This is a genomic window from Nitrospira sp., from assembly GCA_016715825.1.
Classification (GTDB): Bacteria; Nitrospirota; Nitrospiria; order Nitrospirales; family Nitrospiraceae; genus Nitrospira_D.
In genome coordinates this window covers 223,659-249,973 of sequence record JADJXO010000001.1, presented here as the reverse complement: position 1 = coordinate 249,973, position 26,315 = coordinate 223,659, and the positions used below count along the sequence as shown (strand labels likewise).

25 protein-coding genes and 1 pseudogene are annotated in these 26,315 nt (G+C 57.1%); 4 read left to right on the top strand and 22 right to left on the bottom strand.

What is annotated here, in order from left to right:
* Window positions 1-89: 89 nt before the first annotated feature.
* The 20 genes from IPM58_01195 to IPM58_01100 form a co-directional block, all read right to left on the bottom strand.
* Window positions 90-560: a hypothetical protein gene (locus tag IPM58_01195; protein ID MBK9305722.1), complete on the bottom strand. Its 471-nt coding sequence runs from the start codon at window positions 558-560 to the stop codon at window positions 90-92.
* A gap of 309 nt (window positions 561-869) precedes the next feature.
* A complete protein-coding gene (locus IPM58_01190; GenBank protein MBK9305721.1) occupies window positions 870-1,190 on the bottom strand; it encodes a MerR family transcriptional regulator in 321 nt (106 codons plus the stop codon).
* 4 nt (window positions 1,191-1,194) lie between these two features.
* Window positions 1,195-2,127, bottom strand: coding sequence for a DnaJ domain-containing protein (locus IPM58_01185; protein ID MBK9305720.1), 933 nt, complete (start codon window positions 2,125-2,127; stop codon window positions 1,195-1,197).
* Between the two features lie 115 nt (window positions 2,128-2,242).
* Window positions 2,243-2,632 carry a hypothetical protein gene (locus tag IPM58_01180; GenBank protein MBK9305719.1) on the bottom strand — a complete coding sequence of 130 codons (390 nt, stop codon included), beginning with the start codon at window positions 2,630-2,632 and terminating at the stop codon, window positions 2,243-2,245.
* 91 nt (window positions 2,633-2,723) lie between these two features.
* The gene (locus IPM58_01175) at window positions 2,724-3,080 is read right to left on the bottom strand and encodes a TraR/DksA family transcriptional regulator (protein ID MBK9305718.1); all 357 of its coding nucleotides are present in this window, start codon (window positions 3,078-3,080) and stop codon (window positions 2,724-2,726) included.
* A 1,053-nt stretch (window positions 3,081-4,133) separates the two neighbouring features.
* On the bottom strand, window positions 4,134-4,685 hold the full coding sequence (locus tag IPM58_01170; GenBank protein MBK9305717.1) for a DUF1269 domain-containing protein: 552 nt from the start codon (window positions 4,683-4,685) through the stop codon (window positions 4,134-4,136).
* 193 nt (window positions 4,686-4,878) lie between these two features.
* Window positions 4,879-7,017: an ATP-dependent zinc metalloprotease FtsH gene (ftsH, locus tag IPM58_01165; protein ID MBK9305716.1), complete on the bottom strand. Its 2,139-nt coding sequence runs from the start codon at window positions 7,015-7,017 to the stop codon at window positions 4,879-4,881.
* A 415-nt stretch (window positions 7,018-7,432) separates the two neighbouring features.
* Window positions 7,433-7,741: a hypothetical protein gene (locus tag IPM58_01160; protein MBK9305715.1), complete on the bottom strand. Its 309-nt coding sequence runs from the start codon at window positions 7,739-7,741 to the stop codon at window positions 7,433-7,435.
* Between the two features lie 65 nt (window positions 7,742-7,806).
* Window positions 7,807-8,013: a site-2 protease family protein gene (locus tag IPM58_01155; GenBank protein MBK9305714.1), complete on the bottom strand. Its 207-nt coding sequence runs from the start codon at window positions 8,011-8,013 to the stop codon at window positions 7,807-7,809.
* Window positions 8,014-8,217: 204 nt separating this feature from the next.
* On the bottom strand, window positions 8,218-8,568 hold the full coding sequence (locus IPM58_01150; protein ID MBK9305713.1) for a hypothetical protein: 351 nt from the start codon (window positions 8,566-8,568) through the stop codon (window positions 8,218-8,220).
* The gene (gene floA / locus IPM58_01145) at window positions 8,565-9,557 is read right to left on the bottom strand and encodes a flotillin-like protein FloA (protein ID MBK9305712.1); all 993 of its coding nucleotides are present in this window, start codon (window positions 9,555-9,557) and stop codon (window positions 8,565-8,567) included. Before floA ends, IPM58_01150 begins: the two co-directional genes overlap by 4 nt.
* Window positions 9,554-10,951, bottom strand: a complete 1,398-nt coding sequence (locus IPM58_01140; protein ID MBK9305711.1) for a nodulation protein NfeD — start codon at window positions 10,949-10,951, stop codon at window positions 9,554-9,556. Before IPM58_01140 ends, floA begins: the two co-directional genes overlap by 4 nt.
* A 1,766-nt stretch (window positions 10,952-12,717) precedes the next feature.
* Complete coding sequence (locus IPM58_01135) at window positions 12,718-14,079, bottom strand: HAMP domain-containing histidine kinase (GenBank protein MBK9305710.1); 1,362 nt, start codon at window positions 14,077-14,079, stop codon at window positions 12,718-12,720.
* Window positions 14,080-14,582: 503 nt separating this feature from the next.
* The gene (locus IPM58_01130; GenBank protein ID MBK9305709.1) at window positions 14,583-14,810 is read right to left on the bottom strand and encodes a hypothetical protein; all 228 of its coding nucleotides are present in this window, start codon (window positions 14,808-14,810) and stop codon (window positions 14,583-14,585) included.
* A gap of 70 nt (window positions 14,811-14,880) precedes the next feature.
* Window positions 14,881-15,129 carry a hypothetical protein gene (locus tag IPM58_01125; protein ID MBK9305708.1) on the bottom strand — a complete coding sequence of 83 codons (249 nt, stop codon included), beginning with the start codon at window positions 15,127-15,129 and terminating at the stop codon, window positions 14,881-14,883.
* Between the two features lie 63 nt (window positions 15,130-15,192).
* Window positions 15,193-15,708 (bottom strand): bacterioferritin, encoded by a 516-nt coding sequence (locus IPM58_01120; GenBank protein ID MBK9305707.1) that lies wholly within the window; start codon window positions 15,706-15,708, stop codon window positions 15,193-15,195.
* A gap of 248 nt (window positions 15,709-15,956) precedes the next feature.
* Window positions 15,957-16,625, bottom strand: a complete 669-nt coding sequence (locus tag IPM58_01115; GenBank protein MBK9305706.1) for a Crp/Fnr family transcriptional regulator — start codon at window positions 16,623-16,625, stop codon at window positions 15,957-15,959.
* Between the two features lie 167 nt (window positions 16,626-16,792).
* The gene (locus IPM58_01110; GenBank protein MBK9305705.1) at window positions 16,793-17,005 is read right to left on the bottom strand and encodes a hypothetical protein; all 213 of its coding nucleotides are present in this window, start codon (window positions 17,003-17,005) and stop codon (window positions 16,793-16,795) included.
* Between the two features lie 79 nt (window positions 17,006-17,084).
* Window positions 17,085-17,453 (bottom strand): hypothetical protein, encoded by a 369-nt coding sequence (locus IPM58_01105; protein MBK9305704.1) that lies wholly within the window; start codon window positions 17,451-17,453, stop codon window positions 17,085-17,087.
* Between the two features lie 69 nt (window positions 17,454-17,522).
* On the bottom strand, window positions 17,523-17,696 hold the full coding sequence (locus tag IPM58_01100) for a hypothetical protein (GenBank protein ID MBK9305703.1): 174 nt from the start codon (window positions 17,694-17,696) through the stop codon (window positions 17,523-17,525).
* A gap of 557 nt (window positions 17,697-18,253) precedes the next feature.
* On the opposite strand from IPM58_01100, the gene IPM58_01095 reads away from it, so the two are divergent.
* Window positions 18,254-19,132 carry a helix-turn-helix transcriptional regulator gene (locus IPM58_01095; GenBank protein ID MBK9305702.1) on the top strand — a complete coding sequence of 293 codons (879 nt, stop codon included), beginning with the start codon at window positions 18,254-18,256 and terminating at the stop codon, window positions 19,130-19,132.
* Between the two features lie 866 nt (window positions 19,133-19,998).
* On the opposite strand, the pseudogene IPM58_01090 reads toward IPM58_01095, so the two are convergent.
* Window positions 19,999-20,954 (bottom strand): annotated as a pseudogene (locus IPM58_01090) (IS5 family transposase).
* Between the two features lie 850 nt (window positions 20,955-21,804).
* Between IPM58_01090 and IPM58_01085 the strand changes: the two are divergent.
* From IPM58_01085 to IPM58_01075, 3 genes are all read left to right on the top strand, one after another.
* Window positions 21,805-22,872, top strand: coding sequence for a bile acid:sodium symporter (locus tag IPM58_01085; protein MBK9305701.1), 1,068 nt, complete (start codon window positions 21,805-21,807; stop codon window positions 22,870-22,872).
* A gap of 57 nt (window positions 22,873-22,929) precedes the next feature.
* On the top strand, window positions 22,930-23,619 hold the full coding sequence (locus IPM58_01080; protein MBK9305700.1) for a VIT family protein: 690 nt from the start codon (window positions 22,930-22,932) through the stop codon (window positions 23,617-23,619).
* 117 nt (window positions 23,620-23,736) lie between these two features.
* Window positions 23,737-24,657 (top strand): tyrosine-type recombinase/integrase, encoded by a 921-nt coding sequence (locus tag IPM58_01075; protein ID MBK9305699.1) that lies wholly within the window; start codon window positions 23,737-23,739, stop codon window positions 24,655-24,657.
* 198 nt (window positions 24,658-24,855) lie between these two features.
* On the opposite strand, the gene IPM58_01070 is transcribed toward IPM58_01075, so the two are convergent.
* A protein-coding gene (locus tag IPM58_01070; protein MBK9305698.1) for an IS3 family transposase occupies window positions 24,856-26,233 on the bottom strand; the annotation gives its coding sequence in 2 pieces (ribosomal slippage) (window positions 24,856-25,986 and window positions 25,988-26,233; 1,377 coding nt in all).
* Between the last annotated feature and the right edge of the window lie 82 nt (window positions 26,234-26,315).

The window sequence follows — 26,315 nt, the reverse complement described above, 5'->3', positions numbered from 1 at the left end:
CCGCCTCCTTTTATGGTTGTTCTGGCTGAGGACGATAGCAGGCGAACGTGTTATTGTTCTCTCATGCAATATTCAAGACCTGACCCTTTTTACGTCCTTTCGGGGTCCTGACTGGTTACCCGTTGGTTCCCCCGTATTTGTTGAAGTGCGGATAACAGCCGATCGCGGGTTAATCCGAGCTGTCTAAAAATACCCCCTTCTCCCACCATCGCGAGAAGGACATGCTCCACGCTCACGTATTCATCGTGCAGTCCTCGCATCTCCTGTTCGGCCTGGGTCAGCACGTGCGATAAGCGCTGCGTCACATAGATCTGTCCGGGTGCTGATCCGGGTCCCTGCACCTGTGGAAGCTTGTTTAAGGCCGCCTCGGCGGCCTTCAGTACCGCGGCCGGAGAGACACCCGCCTGTTCAAGCAGCGGACCAGTCAGACCCGTTTCTTGCTCCATCAGCGCGAGCAGCAGGTGCTCGATGTCGATGCCTTGATGGCTTCGGCGCAACGCGTGGGCTGAGGCAGCCTGCAGTGCCTCCTGGAGCTTCAGCGTCATGCGGTTCATGTCCATACGTTCCTCCCAGCGTGACCCTTGTTCCTCATCCATGTTCGCCAGATTGACACCCCTTTCATCCCGCGGGTCTGAGTGTAGACAGCCAGGATCACCCGGTAAGCGTGGCCGGATTGCATGGTCCGTCGATCACTCCCCGAGAGGAATGTTGTCCAAGAAGGGTTTCTAAGATTGATGGGAGCTTGCTCGCCACTACCATGCACGAACAATGTAGTAGAGACTAGAGAATCACGACAGAGAGTATCAACGCACGCACTGGCACAGGCCAGCAAACGGGCCATGTCCCCACTCCCACACGACATCCCGTACCTAATCCACATTCAGACCTGGCTGCTTCAGGCGAGCGTGTAACTGATCGATCTGTTTCAGCAGATCGATCATCACTGCAGCCGCCTCCAGGCTCGCTCCAAAATCTCTCTGCAGTCGGGCGACTCGTCGAGCACATGTGAGATCCACCGCGCGAAATCGCCAATCCGTGGTCTCTCTTCCTTCCGGTGCCAGTACGCCTACCGCTACCAATTCGACGATCCACTCGACCTCCGCCCCGCAGGCCCTGGCCAACTCTTCAAGCGCTAGCACACCCTCATCACCAACCACACTCCCGATCAGAATCTCGTTCTCCATATCCATTCCCTCAGACTCCGAGTGAGTGGCGCGGATTGAATGCCAGTTCCCGCGCCATGGTGCGATAGATCTGTTGTGCCTCCTCCGTCTCCGCTGTCGGGAGGACCACCGCCAGGACAAGATAGAGATCGCCAGCCGGTTCACCGGGAATACCTCGTCCCTTGAGCCGTAGTTTTCGCCCACTCTGTGAGCCTGGGGGGACCTTGACTTCAACCACGCCAGTCGGGGTCGGCGCTTTGACCGTCGCTCCGAGAGCCGCTTCCCATGGTGCAATCGGCAATGAAAGCGAGAGGTCTCGGCCCTGCACCTGATAGAGAGGGTGGGGGTGAAAATGGATCTCGAGATACAGATCACCGGGGGTAGTCCCCTTGATTCCCGGCGCCCCTTGCCCGGCAAGTCGGATATGCTGGCTCTCACGGATGCCTTTGGGGAGCTGTACGTTCAGCGACCGCTCCCGCAGCACCATTCGACCTTGCGCATCCACCTGCGGCGAACGCAGAGTAATCGTATGGGTACCGCCGTGAAATGCGTCATCGAGAGTAATGAAGATCTTGGCATGATGGTCCTCGCCATGAATGCGAGTTGATGCGCCGCGATGAGAGAAGTTGCCAAACAGAGTGGAGAAGAAGTCGCTGTAGTCCTTGGCAGCCGCCTCGGAAGCGCCGTCGGAGGTGAACTCGAAGCCCGCCCCCCATTCGGGCGGAGGCGTAAATTCCTGTCCCTCTCGCCAGCGATTGCCCAGTTGGTCGTACGCGGCGCGCTTCTCCGTGTCCTGGAGCACTTCGTAGGCTTCGCCGATTTCCTTAAAGCGCGCCTCTGCGTTCGCCTCTTTACTGACGTCCGGATGATATGTGCGCGCTAGCTTGCGATAGGCTTTCTTGATCTCATCGGCTGTGGCTGTGCGCTCAACCCCGAGGGTCTTGTAGTAATCCTTAAATTCCATCTCGCGTCGTCTCCGGCTGTTCGTCACGCTCCTGATGAATGATCCGGCAGGGCCGTTGCGTGACAATCCTACCTAACGATGTCTCGTCTCCGCTGGTGGGCCCGATGCAGGCCTCTCAGGTCGTAGCCGGTGCGGTCTCTCTCGGTTTCAGGATACCTTCGACGGCTTCCCGCAAACGATCCACAATCCCCTTGTTATCGGTACTCCGAATATCCACGGGAACGAAGTGTTTCTCGTTGAAACCGGTCGCCCGAATGAGTTTCTTGAAGAGCTTTTCCTGGGCCTTCGGAGCACAGGCTCCCACGAGCAGGTAGCTGTCCGGGCCGGCGGTCTTCATCGCCTCTTCCAAAATGGCATTCCCGCCCTGCCCGCACAACTGCGGACTGAGAACCGTATACCTGACATCCAGATCTGATTCAACCTCGAAAGGGAGTTTATTCATATCGGAGTCTTTGAATGAATCGCAGAGCCCCTTGCAGTTACACAACAGCACTTTGATTTCCATCGGCGATCTCCTTTCACAAACGATATCCGCTGACCGGCTTCCAACAGGCAGCGACTCGCACTCCTGATATGAACGCTGGCGGCTTACTCGCCTATTTCCTCAGCGCCGCCTGGTTCTCCTCTGCCTGCTCGCAAGGCATGCACATGGGGGCCGCCGGGACCGCCTCCAGCCTGGATTGCGGGATGGCCATTCCGCATTGCTCACATCGACCGTACTGTTCAGACCCCAGCTTAAAGAGCGCCCGGTCGATCGCCTCGATCTCGGCCTTCGCTCTCCCGTCCAGGCGATCGAGCAGCCGAACCATAGTCTCATCCTGCCCTCGCTCCTCTACTTCGCTTTCGATATCGCGTTGGAACCAGCGTAGTTCCTCTTCAGTCTGAGCAACCTGAAGAAACAAGTCACACCGTTGCGATAACAGCTTCTTTCGAATACCCTCGACATGAAGCATGGCAATATCCCCCCTCTGACGACGGTCATATCAACGACATCACATACCCATTTGTTCTGCTTCGTCTCTCGTCCGGCCTGGATTGCAGCCTCGTCATCCACCGCTTTCTCGGCGAGCACATGCTTCCCACGCTCGATCATCTCATCCAGGGCGGCTCTCGCCTCCTTCGCCTTCTTTAGAACGTCTTCCTCCGTCCGCCTGGCATCTCCTCTCACTGCCCGACACGTCCCTTCCCCTGACTTCGTGGCGAGAAAAGAGCGGCCACCCCTCCGGCCGCTACTCCCCTTAAGAATGCGAGTGCAACGGTCGGTCCCGAACCCGTTATCTCTCGATTGTCATGACACTCCCTCATTGGATAAACGGGGCTCTCTTCCCTGAGAAGCGAAGGCGATGCCACGGGGTCAGGACGAGTCGGTCAGCAACCGTCTTGAATTGATGTGGCTTTCAGATGTGCGTCACAGCAGAAAAGGAAACCGATGGGGCATTCCAGGTCTCAGGAGAGAGGAGCGCTGTTGCAAAAAGCAACAGAGCCATTGGCCCAAAGGTATGAGTACGCGTAGGACAAACCAGGAGCTAGCATCACCAACTCGGAGGTCACGCTGCTGCCTGCTGGAACCGCGGATGCCAACCAGCACACCAGGAAAAACGGGGGCTCAAAATAGGAGTCCGTCTCAAACTGAGTGCAGAGGAGGACTGTCTCGAATTCAGACGTCGATCAGAGAGGCGGAGGCCTGCGCCGTCGCGTCCATGACCTCGGAAGCTGAGCACGGGATGGGTTCCATCGCGACCGGCTAGAGGACCAGGAGGTGCTGATGCTGCCACGCCACCTCTCGCAAGTCAGCTTGGTGTCTGTGAACACGCTTATGAATCACCAGGTGTCGGCTGAGCTGGCATCGCGCAGCGGCGCACCGCAGTGGACCTCCTGGCGTTGTCGACGCTGAAATGGCAGCACGTAAATCCGTATGGCACGTTCACGCTGAAGAGGCTGAAGCGGATCTCACTGGAATAGACAGCGACCTTGCCGTAATGTGGGGCTTCGCTAGGTTACGGCCTTTAAGGCCGTGTGTATTGCTGGACGGTTTTTTGATCCTGTTGTTTAGCGAGAGCGGTCCGCAGCCGCTCTTCCTGCTCCCGACTGAGTGAGGTCTTGAGGATCGTTCCCCCGTATTTGGAAATACTCACCGACAACTTCTCTTGGTCAAAGTTCCGAATCAGCAAGAAGATCGCTGAGGTCCCCGGCACGATCGTATGGCCGAGGCCCCTGATGAAATTGTCAGGAATCCCAATCCCATAGTCGCTGGCAGCGGTGGTGATGGCTCCACCTCCAGCCCCTCCGGCGATGCTGCCGATCAGACCAGTCAGGGGATTCATAAAGAGTAGCCCCATCAGCCCACCCCACAACATGCCCAGTGCGACACCATGGGTGGTCGCACCGCCGAAGACATCGACACACTGCTTCAAATGAACTTTGCCATTTCTATCGCGCACGACGATGACGGCATCTTCGAGGTCCAGGGCGTATGCCTGTTCCATCGCTCGGAGTTCGATGAGTTCCCGATCCGCGGTGCTGGAGTCTTTAAAAGCAAGGCAAACAAGTTCACTCATGATTCATCTCCTTCGCCTGATACTCATGCTGCCAGGATCCGCATTGGCGGCCTATTGATCCAGCGATCTTCTATTAGCAGGTTGTTTATATTGATTTCCTCACCGTTGCAAGGCCATAAGTCGTGGCGACACGGTCCAACTGCACGCATATATTCGGTCTCGCGGTGAACCCATTTCACACAGTCGGGAATCGTCACAATGATGAGGATCCGTTTCGTTCCATGGAATGAGCTGCCCCTATCGGTTCAGGCTCGGTCTCGTCGCCAGCGGGATGGGGCAGCACCCCAGTCTCTAGAGCCGGTGCATGAGGGAGCCCCGTCACCTCGAGAATCTCCTGTTCGTTGAGAGTTTCGCGGGCCAGCAAGGCTTCGGCAAGCACATCAAGTTGCGTGCGATGCGCGTTGAGCAACCGCCTGGCCTCGTCGTAGCTCTCACCGATAATCTTGAGTACCTCGGCGTCGATGACTTGAGCCGTCTCCTCGCTGAACGGCTTCGCATCTCCATAACCGGGTACGCCGCTCAGGTAGGGGTTCTCCCTTGGCGCGAGCTGCACGAGGCCAAGCCGCTCGCTCATCCCCCAACGCGTGACCATTCGACGCGCCAGGCCGGTGGCTTGCTCGATGTCGTTTTCGGCCCCGGTGGTCTTCGTCCCGTAGACAATTTCCTCAGCTGCACGCCCTCCCAGCATGCCAACAATTTTCGCGCGCAAATAGGCTTCCGGATAGTTGTAGCGGTCGCTGTCTGGGCGCTGATAGGTCACGCCGAGGGCCTGCCCGCGGGGTACAATCGTCACCCGGTTTACTGGGTCAGCGCCAGGCACGACGAGACCGAGGATGGCGTGTCCCCCTTCATGATAGGCAATGCGTTCGCGGTCGTCCCGGCTCATGAGAATCGGACGTTCTGGGCCGAGCACGATCTTCTCCAGCGCATCGAGGAAGTCCTTGTGCCGGACCTCCTGTTGCTCGCGGCGAGCACCGAGTAAAGCGGCCTCGTTGACCAAATTCTTCAGGTCGGCCCCAGAGAGTCCCGGCGTCATGGCGGCAAGGTTTCCCAGTATGGCGTCGTTCGCGAGCGGCACATTGCGAGTGTGAACTTTAAGAATCGCCTCTCGTCCTGTCCTGTCTGGGAGATTCACAACAACGCGCCTATCGAAGCGTCCGGGTCGCAGAAGCGCCTTGTCTAGGACGTCAGGCTGGTTGGTTGCCGCTAATACGATGATGCCTTGCCGGCTTGAGAACCCGTCCATTTCGGTCAAGATTTGATTCAAGGTTTGCTCCTGCTCGCTGGATCCGCCGATCGCCATCTGTCCGCGTGCGCGTCCGATGGCATCGAGTTCGTCGATAAACACAATCGCAGGGGCATGCTCGCGCGCCTCCTTGAAGAGATCTCGGACTCTCGCTGCGCCCACTCCGACGATCATCTCCACAAACTCCGCGGCGCTCATCGAGAAGAAGGGCACCCCCGCCTCTCCTGCCACCGCTTTTGCGAGCAGCGTCTTCCCGGTCCCCGGCGCGCCCACCAGCAGCACGCCTTTCGGAGCCGTCCCACCGAGGCGGGTGTACTTCTTGGTGTCCTTGAGAAAATCCACGATCTCGACCAGTTCGTTTTCAGCTTCATCGATACCGGCCACATCCTCGAAGGTCACCTTCGCCGTTTGCTCCTGATCATAGCGGCGGGCTCGGCTCTTGCCCATGCCCATCAGTCCTCCACCCATCATGCCACCGCCTTGCTGCGCAGCCCGACGGAAGAGCCAGATATAAAAGCCGATGAAGAGCAGACCCGGACCGAAGCTGAAAAAGATCATCGCCCATGGATTCTCACCTTCTTGAATCGGTTTCGCACTGATTTCGACCCCGTTCGAAATGAGGAATTGCTCGAGGCTCGGGTCGACGAAAGAGGGCAAAGTAGTCGTGAAGACACTGATGGGTTTAGGCGCACCGCCGGAGACCGCACCACGCTCGTCTGTGGTTTTGACCTCGCCACTCGACGTCGAGTTCCTTTCGCCCACCGGCGGATAGGTGAGCGCTGCCGTGAAGCGGCCCGTGATGGTGTCCCCCTGACTGTAGATTGCCGCAACGTTGTGCTTCGCCACCTCCTGCTTAAAGAAGGTATAGGACACGGTCCCCGGCGCGTCCGGGCTCGGGATCAGAAACCGGCTGACCAAGAAGTTGGCGAGCAGGATGAGGACGAACCAGACCCATGTCTTACCCGGCGGCACCTTGGCCTGCTCAGGATTCTTTCGGGCACTAGGCCCACTAGCGGTTGGTTGGAGACGGCTGGTTGGTGTGGAACTGTTATAGCTGTGTCGTGCCTGCTGTTGGGTTACGCGCATAGTAATCTCCTCAGATACACCGTTAAGAAGTCGGTCGATTTGTACCGTCCTCGTTTACGTGAAAACCTAGCTCACAATTCTCAAAAGCCACTACTTGCTTTTCGAATCACCACAGACACATGACACGGGACCGTCTGCCATTCGCATTTTCGGCAGTGGGTCAGTTTCCAAACTCATAGGTTCGCCCCGACCAGTTTCGTGCCGTTGTGAATAATTATCACGATGGCGAGAGCTGGTGGGTAGCGAGAAAGATGATGCTGCTGCAGCGACATCGCATCATCGCGTTCAAATCGTTGACGCTCTGTGTCGAACGGTCGCTGGCTGCCGCGCGGTGGTCCTGTGTGACCCCGGGTTTGTGATGTTCTCCATAGGGGGCCCAAGAGCTCGGGAAGGCCATCGCAACGGAGCGCACATCCTATTGCTTCTTTTTACACATCTCGCCGATTGCTCGAACTTCACCATCTCTCGGGCTGACCATCAACAACATGCCCTTACGCTCCAGGTCTCTCGTGAACAAGGTGGTATAGTGATCATCGCGACGTTCCTCGATCATGGGGTCGCCGCTTTGGCGGTCGTATGAACTTTCGAGCACAAATGCATCCACAGTCTGCGTGCCACTCGCCCGCACGTTACTGATGACTCGCCAATAGAGATTCTCTGGATCAAACATCCCTTTGGATTTGTTCAGGATGACGTTGGGACAGAGCTTCGTGCCTTTGGCCACTTCGACATACTAGCCTTTATCCACGGATTGAGCAAAGCCTGACAGAGACATTCCACCGACGATTGTCAAAACCAGTAGCCACAAGAACACGTGCGGGTCGCTTTCGTGAGACTGCCGGTCATGTGCCAGAGCACCGCCCGAAAGATGCGGCCTCCGTCGAGCGGGAAGCCCGGCACAAGATTGAACGCCGCGATCAGCAGGTTGATCGACGAGAGCCATCCGGCGAGCGCCGACAGACGCTCGAACTGATCGCCGGCGAGATAGGCAATCACGCCAAATCCCACGGCCAGCAGGGCGCTGGCGATGGGTCTGGCATTGCGATCTGGGACTCCATCATCGGCCGGTCCGGCTCCCGTCCGATCTGCGCGACGCCGCCGAATACGAATAATGCGCTCGTCATGAATACCGCGTCCTTCGTTCAGAGGGTCCCACTCACGGTCATGTCTTCGCGTGGGCTGCCTGCAATCATGGGAACCTTAGCCTCTATCCAACTCACCGCTGACCGGACAGGGCTCACGGCCTCGGCAGGGACCGAGCACCGCCATGAGCACGATGCCGCGCCGCATGTCCCGAGCGGTGGCGGTGACCCGAGGCTGCCAGCGCCGTGCGGCGGGAGATGCGTCCGTGGCCAACCGGACGACGCGTGGCGCTTCACTCAGCCTGCGTGAGCCACGGATCGGGACTCGCGTGTCCATTGCCACAGGAACGCTCGCCGGTTCGACCCCGTCACCCTGTGCCTCCTCATCTGTCCCCTTCCGCATACGCAGCCGCCGTACCAGCAGGGCTAAGACCAGAAGCACAGGAAGCACCAGTTGCTCCCATGTCATGAGCGCTCCTCCTTCTTCGGACCGCCTGACGGCTCCTCTCCCGTCTCCGCGATCGCGTCGCGCATGGACGTGTCCGCCTGCACGTTCTTCATGCGGTAGTAATCCATGATGCCCAGGTTCCCTTGGCGAAACGCTTCGGCCATGGCCTTCGGCACTTCGGATTCAGCTTCGACCACCTTCGCGCGCATTTCCTGTTCCAGCGCCACGGCCATCGCGCGCCGTTGCTCGGCTCTCGCTTGCGCGATCTGCTTGTCGGCGTCCGCCTGATCGATCTGCAGTTTGGCACCGATGTTCTCGCCGACGTCGATATCCGCGATATCGATCGACAGGATCTCAAAGGCCGTCCCCGCATCCAGCCCTTTCGCTAACACATGTTTGGAGATGTGATCGGGATTTTCCAGCACATTTTTGTGGGTCTCCGCCGAGCCGATCGTGCTCACAATCCCTTCGCCGACCCGGGCAAGCACGGTCTCCTCTCCCGCCCCGCCCACGAGCCGGTCCAGATTCGTGCGAACGGTCACACGACAAATGGAGTGGAGCTGAATGCCATCTTTGGCAACCGCGGCAATGCGGGGCGTTTCGATCACTTTCGGGAGGACCGACATCTTGACCGCGCCCAACACGTCGCGCCCAGCCAAGTCGATCGCTGCCGCGCGCTTGAACGGCATCGGGATCGTCGCTTTGTCGGCCGAGATCATCGCAAGGACGACGTTCACCACATTGCCACCCGCCAGATAGTGGGCTTCCAGATCGTTCAGCGGAATGGTGAGGCCGGCCTTCACCGCGCTGATGCGCGCGGTCACCACCGTGTCGGGCGGGACGCGGCGCAGACGCATGCCGATCAATGTCAACAACCCCACATAGGCGCCGGATGCCCAAGCTGCGATCCACAACCGGAGCGGAATCAGGTACAACAACAGCGCCATCCCCGCCACGGTCAGCATCAAGGTCGTCAGGATCCCCACCAGGCCGGTTTCTAGTTCGTTCATGACTTGCTCCTTTGACCCTCCGGCGCCAGGCGCCGGACCACGATCCGATTTCCTTCGACACGCACCACTTCGATCGGAGTGTCGGCTTCGATGTATTCGCCTTCAGTGACGACGTCCACGCGCTCGTGGTCGAAATGGGCCACCCCTGCCGGTCGCAAGGTCGAGGCGGCAGTCCCGCGCTTCTCGAGCCACCGGTGGTCCAATTCCGGTTGGGAGGCATACCCTCCCGCTGTTAGCAACTCGGTATCTAAAATGAGACTCCGACCAACGGGGAGGCGCGGCATCACCCGCAACAACGCGAGAGCCAGCACGGCAGCCAGCAATACAGCGGCGATCACCTGTCCCACCGCAGATAGCACGACGGCCCAGGTCGCGCCCGTCCCGATGAGACTCAGTCCAAGTCCTCCGAGAAGCGCCGCAATGCCAAGCGCCCCAAATACGCCGAAGCCCGGCAAAAGAAATATTTCGACCACTAACAGGATGAGCCCGATCCCGATGAGCAGCACTTCTTCCCAGCCTGCCAGCCGTACCAACCAATGTCCCCACAAGAACAGCGAAAGGCTCGTCAGCCCAACAGCGCCGGGCACCCCGAATCCGGGGCTCTGGATCTCCACGATGATCCCAAGCATTCCGACGGCGATGAGGATCGAACTGACGACCGGATGCGTCAGAACTCGCACCAGCGATTCCGCCCACGTTTCCGAAGCGTGGTGGATCTCCGCATCCGAGAGATCCAGTACCTTCAGCAGGGCGTCCAGCGTGTCGGCACGAAAATCTGCCAGCTTATGCCGCAATGCCTCTTCGGTCGTCAGGGTGACCAACTTGCCCTTCGCGATCACGCCGGGAATTTCCACATCCGCATCCACCATCGCTTCGGCCAACTCCGGCGGCCGTGTGCGACTCTCCGCCGTCGCGCGGAATTCCTTTCGGAGGTACGAGACTGTCTTCTCCTCGACCGGCTGGGCCGGCGCGCCTGGCAACCCGATCTGAACAGGCATGGCGGCACCGATCGTGCCGCCCTCGGCCATGACGATGGTTTCCGCAGCCAGACTAATCAGCGCGCCCGCCGAGATCGCGCGCTTGTTGATGAACGCGACGGTCTTGACCTTGGCCCGCAGCAAGGCATCGCGGATCTGCACGGCCGCATCGACGCGACCGCCGAAGGTGTCGATCTCGAGAATCACCGCCGCCGCGCCAGCAGCAGCCGCTTCATCCAATACGCGCTCGACAAACGGAGCCAAACCCAGATCGATGACCCCATCGACCGGGATCACGTAGACCACGGACCCCTCGCTTGGAGCGGCCGGCACCGCACCCAGCATCAACAGAACTAAGACCCCGCTGACTGCAAAGCATGTGGCCCTGAGCACAGGGTTGAGTAAGTCCGCGCTCACGATTTGTCTCTTTGTTCTCGCTCTCCATAGCATCATCGATGCACCCCTCTGTTCGAACGGGAGGGCTCGATTCACTCACTCGCTCGACTCCATCGAAATAATCGGCATGCCCGCTTGGGCACAACGTTAAGGGCCAGGAAGTGTTTGAGAGTATGTCCGTGTCATTTAGCATGGTTACATTTACGCCACCTTACGTCTGGTCAATTGTGCACAGCTCTCCATTGAATGAACTGAGGTTACCTCAATTCAGTTGCGAAATTTTCCAGCGCTGGCAGTGCTGGATTCACACTGAGTTACGACCCCGCGACTTCATCATGTGCACTCGCCATCGACCTAGGCCAGGATGGCAAACGATACTCGCATCCAGATCATTTTGGACTGGTTCGCTTTTCGCCAGTCGTTGGTTGTTGGGGGAGTCAACGAAGGACTCGAACCGGAGTCCCACACGCGAGGCCGAATGAAGTACGAACGACGAGTTGCATGCTTGATGAAGCGGTGGAGGCCGGGAAATCAGACGCAAGGAAGTAGCAGGACGCGCACATCGCATCTGCAGATTTCTATACTTCACGCGAGCCCAGGTTGAGTCACAAAACGGGAATCTCCCGGTCTTTTGATCGGCAGCGAGTCACTCGCTATTCGCATAAGCGATCACACCAACGACCAGAAGCATGGTTACCACAAACGCAACCGCTATGAGGATGCTAGCCATGTCTATACCTTTCACTGGAGCCAAGCACGCTTATGGGAAGATACGCATGAGTAGAAGTTGTCTCACCATCTTACACGATCCCGTCCTTCCGATCCTGCTGTGCGGTGACCGTCACCGCCTCTTCACTCCCACATGCGATGCACTTCACTTACCTGCTCGCCACCGTCTGTCTTGGTAATCACCCACCACACGAATCAGCTTGTCACCGTCTCGTGAAATAAGTTTCCCGCACTGATTCAGACTCCGTTCGTGAGGCGTGGCTGCCGTAGGCCAGTACGCACCCCGATTGGTCTCCTGTAGCGCTTCCAGAATTGTCCGACTTGCTCCTGATTCATCGTGGACTCCTTAGTGCGAAGGTGAGAGCCTCCCGCCCCTTTCGACGACACAACGAACCCCGCGTTTTCCGGTAAGAGGGCAGCGATGGAACTCTGGTGTACCAGGCGGCTGGAACGGTCGCTGGAGGAACAAAAGCGAGGATGAAACAGTCAGCGTCACTGGAACGTCAGGGCTTGAACCAGCACACTAAGGCTGCTTCCGTACATCTCATCACGTCATCACGTTCGAGAACGAGCAGCCGAACCCACCCTTCTCGGACACTTTTACAACACTTAGTCCAGTTACTACTCAAGAAATCACTCCTTGCAACATTTCTTAACTTATTATAGTTAACCTACTAACGACGCTCCGCTTCTACAACTCTCATCGAGCTCATTCGCTTCTAGAACCGATTCACCACCCGAAAAGACGCACCGAGGGAAGCCACCGCTTGTCGCATGTACCTACAGCGGGTGCAGCCTATCTCTTCTTCCTGCAAACCTCCACCGTCGCTTCCACTCGTCCGTCACAGCAACGCATCGGCGCGAGGGAAAGAGAAGTTGGGCCGTCACGCTTGCAACATGTTCCCCATCGCAGCAAAGCCGCCGAGCACGCCTGCGGCGACACGGAGGGATGCGACCATCATTCTGCAGCTGGACATCCTGGTCACTCACACCGTTTCGACACCTTACAGCGACGCATTCCCCCGTGTGATGTCGAAGACTCACTCCTCCGCGATGGGTTAGTGCACATTAGGCGTATGGCTTGCACCGATCATCCTGCTAACCTTACCAGAGTGCGGAGGAGGGCCTTCCAGCGGCAACGTGATATGGAACACCGTACCCTTGCCTGGCTCGCTTTCAACGGTGATGGTACCCCCATGGGCACTGACCACGTCTTTGACGATCTTCGTCCCCAGCCCGGTGCCGTCAACTTTTCGGCTGATCGCACGGTAGGTGAACAAGCTTGCTCGGACTTCGGGAAGCATCCCCTTACCTGTATCGATCACGGATAGCTGTACGCTCGTTCCTGCTGGATCGATACTGCCGCGCACATTGATAGACCCGTCAGGGGGGACTTCTGCAATCGCATTGTTGACCAGATTATAAATCGCGTTGAATAGACGGCTTTCATCAGCCCGAATCAGCGGCAGGGTATCGAGGCCATCAACCTGCAGTGCAATCTTGCGTTCCTGGGCAAGGACACGGAGAGACGCGTACACAGTCGATACAACATCTGAAATTCTGCAGGGAGCGAATTCAGGGGCCCGGGTGATGCCCTTGACCGATTCCGCCATCTCTCTGACCCGATCCTGGATACGCCGGGATCCACGCTGGATCATGGTAGTAAGCTCTTTTGTCAGGTCCCGACTGGCCTTGAGATTGCCGGTCACAGTCTCCGGTAGACGGCCATAGCACTCATCGAGTTCTTCTTCGAGGAGTGTGGCTCCGCTCACAATCGGCATCAGCATATTCTTGATATCGTGACCAATGTCTCCGAGCAGTCTCGCCACTTCAGCCAGGGCCTCGGCTTGGCGTAACGCTTCTGCTGTCTGCTCACGGTCTACAAATTGACCGACTTTGATCCCGATGTCAGCCACCATATCCAGGACATCCTGATCCGGCTCACGAATCTCGCGGCTGAAAAATTCAATGACTCCATAGATGCGTAAGCCCTTACGGACCGGGAATGCACAGGCGCCATGCAGTCCAACTCTTGCCGCCATCGGGGCGCGGCGGAAATCGCGATCCGTAGCTACGTCAGGTATCCAGATGGGGATGCCATTTGCCCAAACGTGGCCGATAAGCCCGGCACCTCGTTGGAAGGTCCGTCCCCGGCTATCCTCGCAGAACGCGGACGCTTCAACATATGGCGCATGCCAGAGGTCTACAAAGCGGAGCACATCAGCCTGCTCATCTACGTTCCAGAACATGCCCAATTCCCAATCGAGACTCTCGCCGATGGCTCGGAGGATTTCATGCGCTGCGGCCATCAGGGTCGCAGATTCGGCCAACACCTTGGTCACAGCGTATTGGGCCACAAGGCAGCGTTCGGCACGTGTCTTTTGAGCTCGAGCTCTCGCGAGTTCAACAGTCTCTTCCATGATCCCCCAAGTGTCCCTGATCGTCATGCTTCACACGCGTAATTGCATCCACCAACCACGAAGGAATCAATCCTTCTTGCCATTCCCCTGCCCGATATTCCCTTCCCCAGTTCTCACGCGCGTCGGAATTCGAGGACGAAGAGTCACATGGCCGCCGATCCGAGCCCTGTTATGGCGGAGTTTCCGATGTCCATGGATTTGTCTTTCGCCTCGTCTAATTGTGCACGGGCGGTCGATGGCAAGCTGATCAAAACAGCTCAGGTGTAATAAAATACCGAGGCGGCACGCAACGGTTACCGCGGCGTGAACGTTTGAAGGTCGAAAAAGATGGCATCAGAGTTTGGAGCAGACGGTGATTCAGTGCCGCCAAGGGTGGGAGCGTCTGTGATCTCTTAATCCGGATTCTCTTCTACCCTCCGCCCGCCGTGGAGACCTCCGGCTCAGTGGGTTGTCACCGAGAGCTGGCTCTTCAAAGAGGCGTTGCACAGGAAAGAGCTATTCCACTAGGCGTCATTACCGGTCAATTCTCTCCGCACCAGTCTCAGATGAGTTCTCTCCTGCTGAAGTCTCTCAATCTCCGCCTGGATATCGGTCAACAGACAATCGATTCTCCGCACCCTGATTGTCCATCCGACCGGCCTCCGGTAAACAAGCGGTCGACTATCCTCACCAGGCATCACATTCGGCGATGCCTGGAATAAACCCGCCACATCGTTCTTGGAGAATCCCATCTTTACTTCTTCCTCATTACTAGACGTAGGTTCACGTCCCTCAAGGAGTGCGGACTGCAGCAGCATCCGCTTATCGGATCAGTGCATGCACGCGAGCGTCAATCTTGCTGAACACGACCTGTCTGTTACTGACCATTCGGCGCCCACGCAGAGTCGCTTGCGTTCCCATCGAAGAGTGGGAGCGATTCGCACGAATGATGGCATCCTCGATACACCCACAATTGAGGCAGCGTGTAGCGGTATCACGAGCGTCTGTTTCGATACGCAGATCATCGAAGATTTCCCGTACCAGCAGCCCTCGACAGCGTTGGCAGACCATATGTCCTCCTTCTGCGCGCGAGGCGCGCACTTGAAGCACCAGACACGACCAGTACCTACCCGCTCACTTTGAGGCGCAGTCCCTCAAGAGATCCGCCAGGGCCTCGGCATGCTCTTCTTCTTGCGCCAGAATCCGCTCCATGACCTGCCGGGTCGTCGGATCATCGGCGTCGATGGAGGCAATCATGTCGCGATAGCTGTCGATCGCGATCCGTTCGGCAATTAGATCTGCCGTGATCATCTCCTCTATAGAATCCTTTTCGACATGCTCTGCATGGTTCCGGTTCAGCAGCTGGGCAACGGGCAAATCCAATTCGCCCCCAAGCTGGACAATGCGCTCAGCCAATTGATCGGCATGCGCCTGCTCCTCTGCCACATGCTGGAGAAACTTCGTCTTCGCGCGGCGAGCACTAATCCCGGCGGTCATGAAGTAATGGCGCTTGTAGCGCAGGATGCAGATAATTTCTGCGGCCAGCGCTTCGTTCAGTAATTTGACCACTGTCGCTGCGTGGGACTTGCACCCCGAGGTCATGGCCCCACCTTCAGTCCATGTGCGATTGGTACCAGTCACCGACTGCATGATGGTCCCTCATGACAATTTTTATTGTGATGTGTCGGCATCCCCGGCCGCTCTCTATCGAATTGGAACCAAACCTCAATCCGTGTCAGAAGCATCCGTGGCATCATCCGCTGTGAGATGAGAATACCGAAGCGCCCAGTTTAAGTCCGTTCACAATTGCTCAGTAGAGAACGATTCAAGATACGGTGGGGGATGCGTAACGCGGCCTGGCGTTACTGGATCAAAGAAAAGGAACCAGATGGAAGTCCCTAGTCGTGGAGCACGACATTAAGGAGAGAGCTATGGACGTGCAATCCGCCGTTCCGGCGCGACCCGCCTTTGTAATCAATGAATCCGAGCTTGCGGAACTTATTCATAAAGAAACTGACGCGCGAGCGGGTGGTGCCGACCATTTCAGCCAACGTTTCCTGACTAATCTTCGCAATCACCGTCTCCGACTTGCTTTCCTTACCAAAATGGGCCAACAACAGTAGCGCTCGCGCCAGCCGCTTCTCGCTGGAATTAAACAGTTGATCCACCAAATCCTCTTGGACGCGGATCGAGTGCACCAGTAAATAGGACATAAAGGCCTCGGCAAACCGAGGTTGCGCCTTGAGCAGAGGGAGCATGACGGCTTTGTCGATGCAAATAATCTTGGAGTCTTCCAGGGTGGTTGCGGTCGCCGTGCGCACCGTCTGGCCCACAAGACACGATTCACCGACAAACGCACCTCGCTCCAGAATCGCCACGACGGCTTCCTTACCCTGTTTCGAGATCACGGTGACTTTCACCTTGCCTGACTCGATATAGAACACCGTATCGGTCATATCCCCTTGTGAAAAGAGAATCCGATTCTTCGGAGACGAAAGAATTGTTTTGCCCGTGTCGAGCTTCCTGAGGAAGATATCCAGATTGAACGGTGTTTGTACGCGGACCATACGATCACCCGACTCTACTTTCTTGGAGCAACTGAGACGGTCAATGCTATGACAGAATGCTTGGGACTACAGAGCCACGCCGACCGTGCGCCAGGGTCCATGCGCATGGCTCGTGTCCGCTCCTGACACACCGTTGCTCCCAACCCCCATTGGACAGAGACGTCACACTACCGACCGCGGTTCAGAGAATAGGATCCACCCGATGACGAAACGGAAGCCTGCAGGCTATCTACATGCTGTTGCATTTCTCGCAATGCGAGACCGAGCTGTTTGACCGAACAATGGCGCAAGGCATGGATACTGTCTCCCATCCACAGCCGCAGGCCTTTGTTTGACGATGAATGTAGTGTCAACACATACGTCCGTGATGTCGTCTTCATACTATCCTCCATGATACTAATGCTCGCCACTTCATACTCAAGTCGAGCCTGAAACAGCGGACCAAGTTTATTCTTCTGCTCATGCCGCCCGAAATACCGCAAGCAGGTCACTCAATGCCATGGTCTTGTGTTTCAGCACGGCCCGCTCTGCCTTCAGCTCATCCAGCGCAACGACCTTCGCAGCTCCATCTCCAAGGCACGCCATGATAAGCGAACGCGCATGATCACACTCCTGCTCGACCTTTGCTTTGACCACTTGATTGACAGACAGCATGTCCAGCGCCGTGGCCCTGGTCGCGGCAAGATGCGACTCTAATTCGGCCTCCGGATAGTCGCTACGCGCTGTTTCGCTCAGACAGCGATCCATGCTTTGCGCCAAGAAGAGGTACAATCTGGCCAGCGTGTCCGTAACTTCGATATGACTATGAACAACGGGTTGGGCCTTCATGGTTCATCCTCCTTCGCCTTGCGACGCGATTGCGTCTCAATGGTGGTTTACCGATCCGGCGATGCCTGGCTACGGCATGGTTTTCACGGAAAGACTCGGCTCCGACGATCCTTGCATCGACGCCTTCAGTTCCTGGATAGCCCTTTCGACATCCTGCTCCGTCGATCCGAATCGGTCTCCCATCACCTTGATCGCGTGAGCAATCGCTTTCTTCATTTTTGTAATTTGTTCCTCTGTTGTCATAACCCCTCTCTCTCGAGTGAACCCTTGCGGTGTTCTGATCAGTTAGGACACCCGGTTGGTACGTCTTGTTACCAAGTGAATCATCAACAATACAATCCCACTCAACAGCAGGGTCCAGGAACCCTACGTCGCAACCATGGCTATTCCGGACGCATTCAAGCCCGCAGCAATCAATCCGAAGAATAGGAACATCCCTGCGTAGTACATCATAGTGCACTCCTTTCCAGAGTTGCAGTGCTGAGGGAGCCGCCCCCTGGACAGACGCAACCACGGCTCGCGAATCTTGAGAACCGAACGTAGTCCGAAGGGACTCTCTGACGTCGATACGACAGAGGATTCTGAAACAGTTGCGCAAGAAAGAAGCAGGGAGTGCGAACGATGTGACAGCCGCTGTACTTCAAACGTCAAGAAGAGGACCTTGACCGCGCCCCCTCTCCACTGAATGCTATTGAAGCCTAGTTCTATTAACTATACATAGTCAAGTATTATCTTGCTATGCACTTATATCACCTATAATAATAACTTATTTTTGTTAATCCGTGACAAGGAGACTCCTTATGAACATTGCACTCCTCATCAGAAATCGATTGAAAGAGTTGAAACTCGGGCAGCGGGATCTCGCCCGTGCGGCCCACGTGACCGAATCATATATTTCCCAGTTGCTCACGCAGAAGAAACTCCCGCCGGCGCCGAATCGAACCGACATGTACGAAAAGATCGGACGAGTCCTGAAGTTACCGCATGGACAACTTTCCAAACTCGCCGATCAACAGCGCCGTGAACATCTCAGGAAGCGGCTGGAAGACCCGCCGGGTCCTTTACTGCACGACGTGCGGGAATTGATCCTCCGCAAGTGTCATCCGGCAAAGACTCGGCAGATCCGTGAGATTTTCGAAAAACAACCCTTCGGCGAACTCGAGCGGTTCGTCACCCAGAAGTTGCTGGGCGTCGTCAAAAGTGTGGCGCGACAGGAACTCGACAATCCTACATGGGTGCGGAAGGTCGCTCGGCTGAGCAAGACAAGCTATCCCAAGATGCGCGTCACCGTGCTGGAGTTCTTAGATACGACCGTCTTCGATCTCTCGAACGAGAACTGCATCGCGTTCCTCGATCCTTTGATCGAATCCTGGAATATCGATCTCGCCACCTTTTGCATTGAGATTGTTCTGAATCGCCGGGTGGCACCAGGCCACCACAAGTCGTTCGAGTTCACGGAGAAAGGTCCAGAGAAGACGCCAGGGGAAGAGCCCGGGCTGAAGGAATTCCTGCAAGACCCCTTACTGAGCAAGGATGCGACCGAGGAGGAACTCACCTTTCTGCGCGCACTGACGTTTGAGAACAGACGGCCGACCGCGCTCTACTATTACCGCGAGCTTCAGAGCCTCAGAGATCCGTTACATTTTCGGACTCCTAACGGGAAACCTTCGGGAAGATAACGACACATCGACACCTTGTTATTGTGCCCACATGTGAGTCATCACCAAAACGGTTACCCACGCAATCACATAGGCGAGCATGAAGAGTTCCGTTGACATCGTACGCCGAAAATCACGCCACCTACTCATCACATCCCCCTAATGTTCAACGGATTCTATTCGCTGGAGGAGCTGTCGCATCCGCACATGGTCTTTGCCGTCGGATTCTTCATCACAACTCCTGCCTCCTGCCTGTGATCCATGCAATCAACCTCCCATACCGACTAACAACGGGGTGCGCTACATTTCCTAGGCTTTGTTGATGGTGAACCAGGGAGACGTGGACCATTCCGAGGTGGTGAACTGTGACTCACGCGATTAGCCTCAATTCCCGGGTCCGTCATCGCTCCACAGAGCAGGCACCGCCATCCGGTCACCGAGGGCTGCCCCAGGTCCCTCATTTGGATGGCAATCAAGAGGCCTTGGCAACGAAGACAGCGCATGACTCCTCCTCCGAGCTTCTCTACAACACTCTTCTTAAGGTCGCGTGCCAAATCAGACACGCATACATGGAATCGGCGGAACCTCGATGGGATGAATACCACCATGCCTCTCCCCTGAACGCCCACGACCTGATCATGACCGAGCCTGTTCCCCTGCAGACTAGCACGCCTTGGACGGATGATTCGATGAAGCGATATTGAAGACCGCCAGATTCGGATGCTGGAACTCTAGGGAAGGTCTGATTAATTCACATTCGCACGAAGCACTCTATTTCTGACCGGATCGATATAGGCACTCCGCTGGACATTCGCTGGTCTGGGAGCCTCATCCTCAGGTGTCGCCCGCTATCGGGCCGCCCGGAACCTTGTTCGCACACCCCTCCGCTAGACTCCCGCCAACAGGCGCCGCCGTAACACATACAAATTCGCCAAGCCGCAGCTGATCTGGAGCCAGTGGGTGTTCTTCGCCAGCCCCCGATACCGCACCTTGGCCCAGCCGAAGATCCGCTCGATCACCAAGAACGCATGTTCCACTTTGGCTCGGACTTTCGACTTGGTGCAGTTGCGAGCCCGTTCCTCCTCACTCAACGGCCGATGGCGATGCGCTTTCGTCTGGATAAAACTCTTGGCGTTGGGGGCATGGCGCTGAATCACCTCACGCTGTCCACTGTAGGCCGAGTCGCCCCACACCCGGGTCTCCTGTCCGTGCAGCAGTTTGGGCAACACCTGACTGTCATGCACATTGACCGCTGTGGCCGCGACCGAATGAATCAGCTTGGTACGGCTGTCCATGCCAATATGCGCCTTCATGCCAAAGTACCATTGGTTCCCCTTCTTCGTCTGATGCATCTCCGGATCCCGCTCCTTCGTCCGATTCCTCGTCGAACTGGGGGCACTGATGATGGTGGCATCCACAATGGTCCCGCGGCTCACCTGCAGCCCCTGCTTCATCAGATACTCCCCGATCCGGGCAAAGAGCTGCGAGCCCAACTGGTACGTTTCCAACAGGTGTCGAAACTTGCAGATCGTCGTCTCATCGGGCACGGGCTCACGGCTCAGATCAATCCCCACAAACTGGCGCATGGCGCGCGAGTCGTACAAGGCCTCCTCCACGGCCGGATCTGACAGGTTGAACCACTGCTGCAGGCAATGGAGGCGCAGCATCCGTTCGACGCCCACCGGTGGCCGCCGGGGCCTTCGGCCTTGGGATAGACCGACTCGATCACGGCCACTAATTCCGCCCATGGTACGACGTGGTTCATCTCGTCGAGAAACCGTTCCCGGCGGGTGGGCTTGCGATACTGTTCGAACGTCACCTCGGCAAATGACTGTTGCTGCATAGATCCACCTCCCGTTCAGTGCTGCGCTATCCGTAGCACATTACGAGAGAGGAATAAATCAGACCTTCCTTAGTTGTCACAACAGACGATGGCAAATCAACCAGACTGAATGCCGCACTCGTGACGAGGTCGAAACCAACCACTTTCCACCATACCGTGGATTACAGCAGCTCTCCTATAGGCACGACCTCGCATAGATAGGAGGCTGTTGACAAACTAGCCCCTGAACCTTTTTACTGATAAGAACGCTAAATAGTGCGCATCTTTATTCTTGGAATGCCTATAAACAAATGGTTTTGCCACTTTGCCAGCTGAACATTACGCACTATTTGGTGGTCGGCTCAGTAAAGGAACGCCTCTACGCACGCAGCTCCCTGTGGGATGCTGAGACTGTCCGCCTTGGAGTTGGCGCCCTCCCTCTCTAGTGCACACCTGCATCCTGCACATCCGCAGGCCGCCTCGCCCCCTCTAGGCCGGAGCCGGAAAGAATTTCGCAAGCCGTTTCAGATTCAACAACTAGCCTATTTCAAAACAGGTTCCAGTCACGTCATCAACAAGCGCTTCGTGAAAGAACAACAGATGCAGTAGACGCCCGAGGGAGCGCACTTGTTTCTTCAGACTCGAACCCGGGTACTCAATGGTGACCTCGATGCCACGTTCCGTGATTGGTATCCGCAGTTCCGACGGGCGACAGCCTAATCCTCGAGTTTGTAATGCTCTCTTCAGATCAGAATCTCCTGCCCACCTCCCTTCGGCTTCACAGTTCAGCCACCTAGTCACCTCTTCGCACCTCGATTTTCCTACACTGCTCGCGTATGCTGTGAGCGTGCACGATCGAGTCATGATGGAGATGCGTAAACCCACGCTCCTCGGGCTGTCCCAGTTCATTCACCACCATTTGCTTTGGTTCTTGATCAGCGCCTACGCCCTCGCCGCCGTCTTTCCGGCGGCTGGGTTATGGATCAGGAACGTGAGCTTGGGCGACGTTCACATCTTTGAGACACAGATGCATGTCTCGTTGCTCTTGCTCCTTCTCGCCACCCTCATGTTTAACGCTGGATCGGGCGTGAAAACGTCGCACTTGCAATCGCTCATGCAAAAAAGCCGGGTGATGGTGGCCGGACTCGCGGCCAATCTGATCATCCCCATGATCTATATTTTTGGCGTCACCCTGGTCATGCGGTTGTGGTATGAGCCGGACGAAGCGCAGCATATCCTCGTCGGCCTCGCGTTGGTCGCCGCCATGCCGATTGCCGGCGCGTCTACCGCCTGGGCGCAGAACTCCAATGGGAATTTGGCGATGAGCTTAGGACTGGTTCTCGCCTCCACCGTTCTCAGCCCTATCATCACACCGGTGGCACTGCAGGTGTTTGGAGAGATGGCATCGGAGGAGTATGAGAGGGTCCTGCAGGACCTGGCCGCCTACGGATCGGGAACCTTCTTGAGCCTCTGGATCGTCCTGCCGTCCATGCTGGGTTTGGCGGCGCGATTCGCCGTGCCTGAAGCAAGACTCACCGCCATGATGCCGTTCATCAAACTCAGCAATTCCGTCGTGTTGTTGCTCTTGAACTACTCGAATGGATCGGTCTCGCTTCCCCAGGTGGTGGCGGACCGCGATTTTGATTTTTTGGCGGTGACGGTAGGGATCACCACGGGCCTGTGCGTCACAGCCTTTTCCTCCGGATATGGGCTGAGCCGTCTGTTCAAAGTCGACCAGGCTGACCGGGTCTCGCTCATGTACGGACTGGGAATGAATAACAATGGGACCGGGTTGGTCCTGGCCTCTCTCGCACTGGCCTCGTACCCACGCGTCATGGTCCCCATCATTCTGTACAACGTGGTCCAGCATCTGGTGGCCGGAGGCGTGCATGAGGTGACAGGCCGACCTGGTGGTGCTCACAAGGTGGGGGGATCCTAAGGCGAGCCAGCTTTCCGATATGATTGGGTGCGGGTAACTACTCCGTGCATTGGTGCCATGCCACACTTTGAAACACATACCATCCGTCGCATCGGATGGCTGCGTGCCGCTGTGCTTGGGGCAAATGACGGCATTGTGTCCTCGGCGAGCCTCGTCTTAGGCGTCGCGGCGGCAGGCGCGAGCTCAAAGAATATCGTGATCGCGGGTGTGGCAGGTCTTGCGGCTGGTGCCATGGCGATGGCTGCTGGTGAGTATGTTTCGGTAAGTTCGCAAGCCGACGCCGAGCGCGCGGATCTAGATCGGGAGCGCCAAGAGTTAGCAGTAAACCCGGAGCAAGAACACCGGGAAATGACCGCGATTTACGTTGCACGTGGGCTCGAGGCAGAACTCGCCTCCAACGTCGCAACCCAGCTGATGGCGCATGATGCACTCGGCGCGCATGGGCGTGACGAGCTGGGCATATCCGACATCGTAACCGCACAACCGGTTCAAGCCGCCTTGGCTTCGGCTGTCACCTTTTCCGTTGGCGCTACCCTTCCTCTCCTGGTAGTCCTGTTGGTACCCGTTTCTGGGCTTATGTGGGCTGTTTCTGGAAGCTCCCTCGTATTTCTTGCACTCTTAGGTTCCCTGGCTGCGCGCATCGGAGGTGCTTCTGTGATGACCGCTGCCGCGCGGGTGACCGTTTGGGGCGCGTTGGCCATGGCCGTAACCGCTGGGGTTGGGGCTTTGTTTGGAGTGCCTGCCTGATCCCTGTCACCCCTGATCGCAGGAAAAAGTGTGCGTTTGGCACGAAGAGATGACCGACATCCCATCGACCATGACCACATCTTCAAGGAGCACGCTTCAGCAAATCCCGGCAGGAGTATGGGTACTCGGCTTTGTCAGTATGCTCATGGACATTTCTTCGGAGATGATTCACAGCCTGCTGCCCCTATTCATGGTCACCTCCCTTGTGTTACCCCTACCTGGGCGGTTACCGAATTTGCGACGTGGTGTGAACGGCATGGGCTGCTCTCCTTGCCGGCCATTGAGCCGGTGCATGTCGCCACCTATGTTGAAACCCTCCAGGGCCGCTTGTCGGCTCCATCGATCAAGCAACATCTGGCCGCCATTCGTATGCTGTTTGATTGGCTCGTCGTGGGCCAGGTCCTTCCCAGCAATCCGGCGAGCTCCGTGCGGGGGCCGAAGTACTCGACGAAGAAAGGCAAGACGCCGGTACTCATGGCCGACGAAGCCCGTCTGCTGATCGAGGCCATCGACGTGAGCACGATCGTCGGATTACGCGACCGGGCCTTGATCGGGTTGATGGTCCATACATTCGCTCGAATCGGTGCGGCGCTCGCGATGCAGGTGGAGGATGTGTATATTCAAGGCCGTCGGACCTGGGTACGACTGCATGAGAAAGGCGGCAAGCTCCATGCAATGCCCTGCCATCATAATCTTGATGAGTACCTCCACGCCTACCTTAAGGCCGCCCAGTTGACGGAGGCCAAGAGCCCGCTCTTTCGGACTATGCACGGCCGGAGTGGGCAGCTCTCCGATAGACCGATGACGCAGGCGGACGCCTACCGCATGATTCGCCGCCGGGCCACCGACGCCGGCATTCGCACGAAGATCGGCAATCACTCTTTCCGCGCCACGGGCATCACGGAATATCTCAAGAACGGCGGCAAACTCGAAATCGCCCAACAGATGGCGAACCATGAAAGTGCCCGTACGACGGGGCTCTATGATCGGCGCACCGATCAGATCTCGCTCGATGAGGTCGAGCGGATTGTGATTTGAGGAGTGTGAATGGGAATTTCCGCGGTTGAGACTCTCGTGCGCCCCATCTGTCACGTCCCTTCCGTTCCCTTATCCCGGCCTTCCCCGCCTTGACAGGATATAGTGATATCACTATATCCGAATGCCTGTACGTCGTCAGATAATTTTAGACAGCGGCGTGAAGAGGTAAGGTGTAATTCTGGCTCCGCTGGTTATAGGTTACGCGGCACGATGTTGCGCGTGCAACTTCTTTCGTAACGCGATGGTGTCGCGTTTGATCTTGTCGCGTTGTGTGAGCACGGCACCGTGTTGACCCGTGAAGACGCACTCCGGCGTCAGATTGTTGAGGCTTTCATGGTACCTCCTGGTGTTGGAGTGGGTGACGAAGTCTTCGACCTGCCGTGCCAGTTCTCCCGGCAGGTAATAATGCTCCAGTAGGATGCGGTCCTTGAGCGTGCGATGCCAGCGTTCGATCTTGCCCTGTGTCATAGGGTGGTAGGGTTTTCCGCGGGTGTGCGGGATGCCGTGTTCGCCGAGCCAGTGCGACAATGCTGACGAGACGTAACACGGGTCATTGTCACTGAGGAGCCTGGGCCTGTAGCGGTGACTGGCCCGTTCAAGGCCAGTCACCTGTAGGGCATCCTGCAACGTGGCCGAGACGTCCGTCGCGTTCATCGTCTTGCACAGTCGCCTGGCGATGATGTACCGGGAGTAGTTGTCCATGACGGTCGAGAGATAATGCCAGCCCCAACCGATGATCTTGAGGTAGGTGAAATCCGTCTGCCACAGCTGGTTCACTGCCGTCGTCGGGTGCTGAAACCGGTCTGCGGCCTTCATGACGATGAAGACGGGCGCGGCGATCAAGTCGCGGCTCTTGCGCACACGGTACACCGTCGATTCCGAGAGGGCATACCGCTGTCCCTCCGTAAACCGCACCGCTAATTCTCGTGGTGACAGGTCAGGCTCGGCCAGAGCCAGCTGCACCAGTTGTTCGGCAATGGCCTCCGGCACCTTGTTCCAGACAGAGCCAGGAGCTGGCTTCCGGTCCTCCAGACCGTCCAGCCCGTCTTCCAGATAGCGACCATACCAGTGATAAAATGTTGCCTGCGGGATGCCGATCTGAGTGAGCGTCCGCTTCACGCCCAGGCTCGACTGTTCCACCGTGCGGATGATCTCCAGTTTCTCGGACGCCGTGTACCTCATGTACCGGCCTCCCCATCCGCCAGCACGCTTTTTTTTCAGCAGACGGTTCTCCATCAGGGCCTCGGCTAAGGCTTCTTTCAACTGCCCGGATTCTGAGCGCAAGGCCTTCACCTCGTCGCTGCCAGCCTCGCGCACCGTATCCCCCGTTGAGCCGCTTCTTTCCAGCTTCCAGAACATCTTGGCTCCAGCGGTAATACAGGTTCTGGTGCAGACCCTCGCGGCGGCAGATCTCCGCGATACTCTCGTCCCCCCTCAGCCCCTGCAAGATAATGCGGATCTTCTCTTCTGCGCAAAAATGGCGGCGTATCTTACGCTTGATGTCCCGGACGGTCTTGTCCACCGCTTCCCGGCTATCGTCGTGCGGTCTCCTCGTCGGTTCCTTTCGGACCTTCAACGAGCCAGCCTTATCATCTTAGCAATCTCCCCTCAACTGTCTAACCTCCGCTGACGGGGTACAAACATTCACAACACACGGA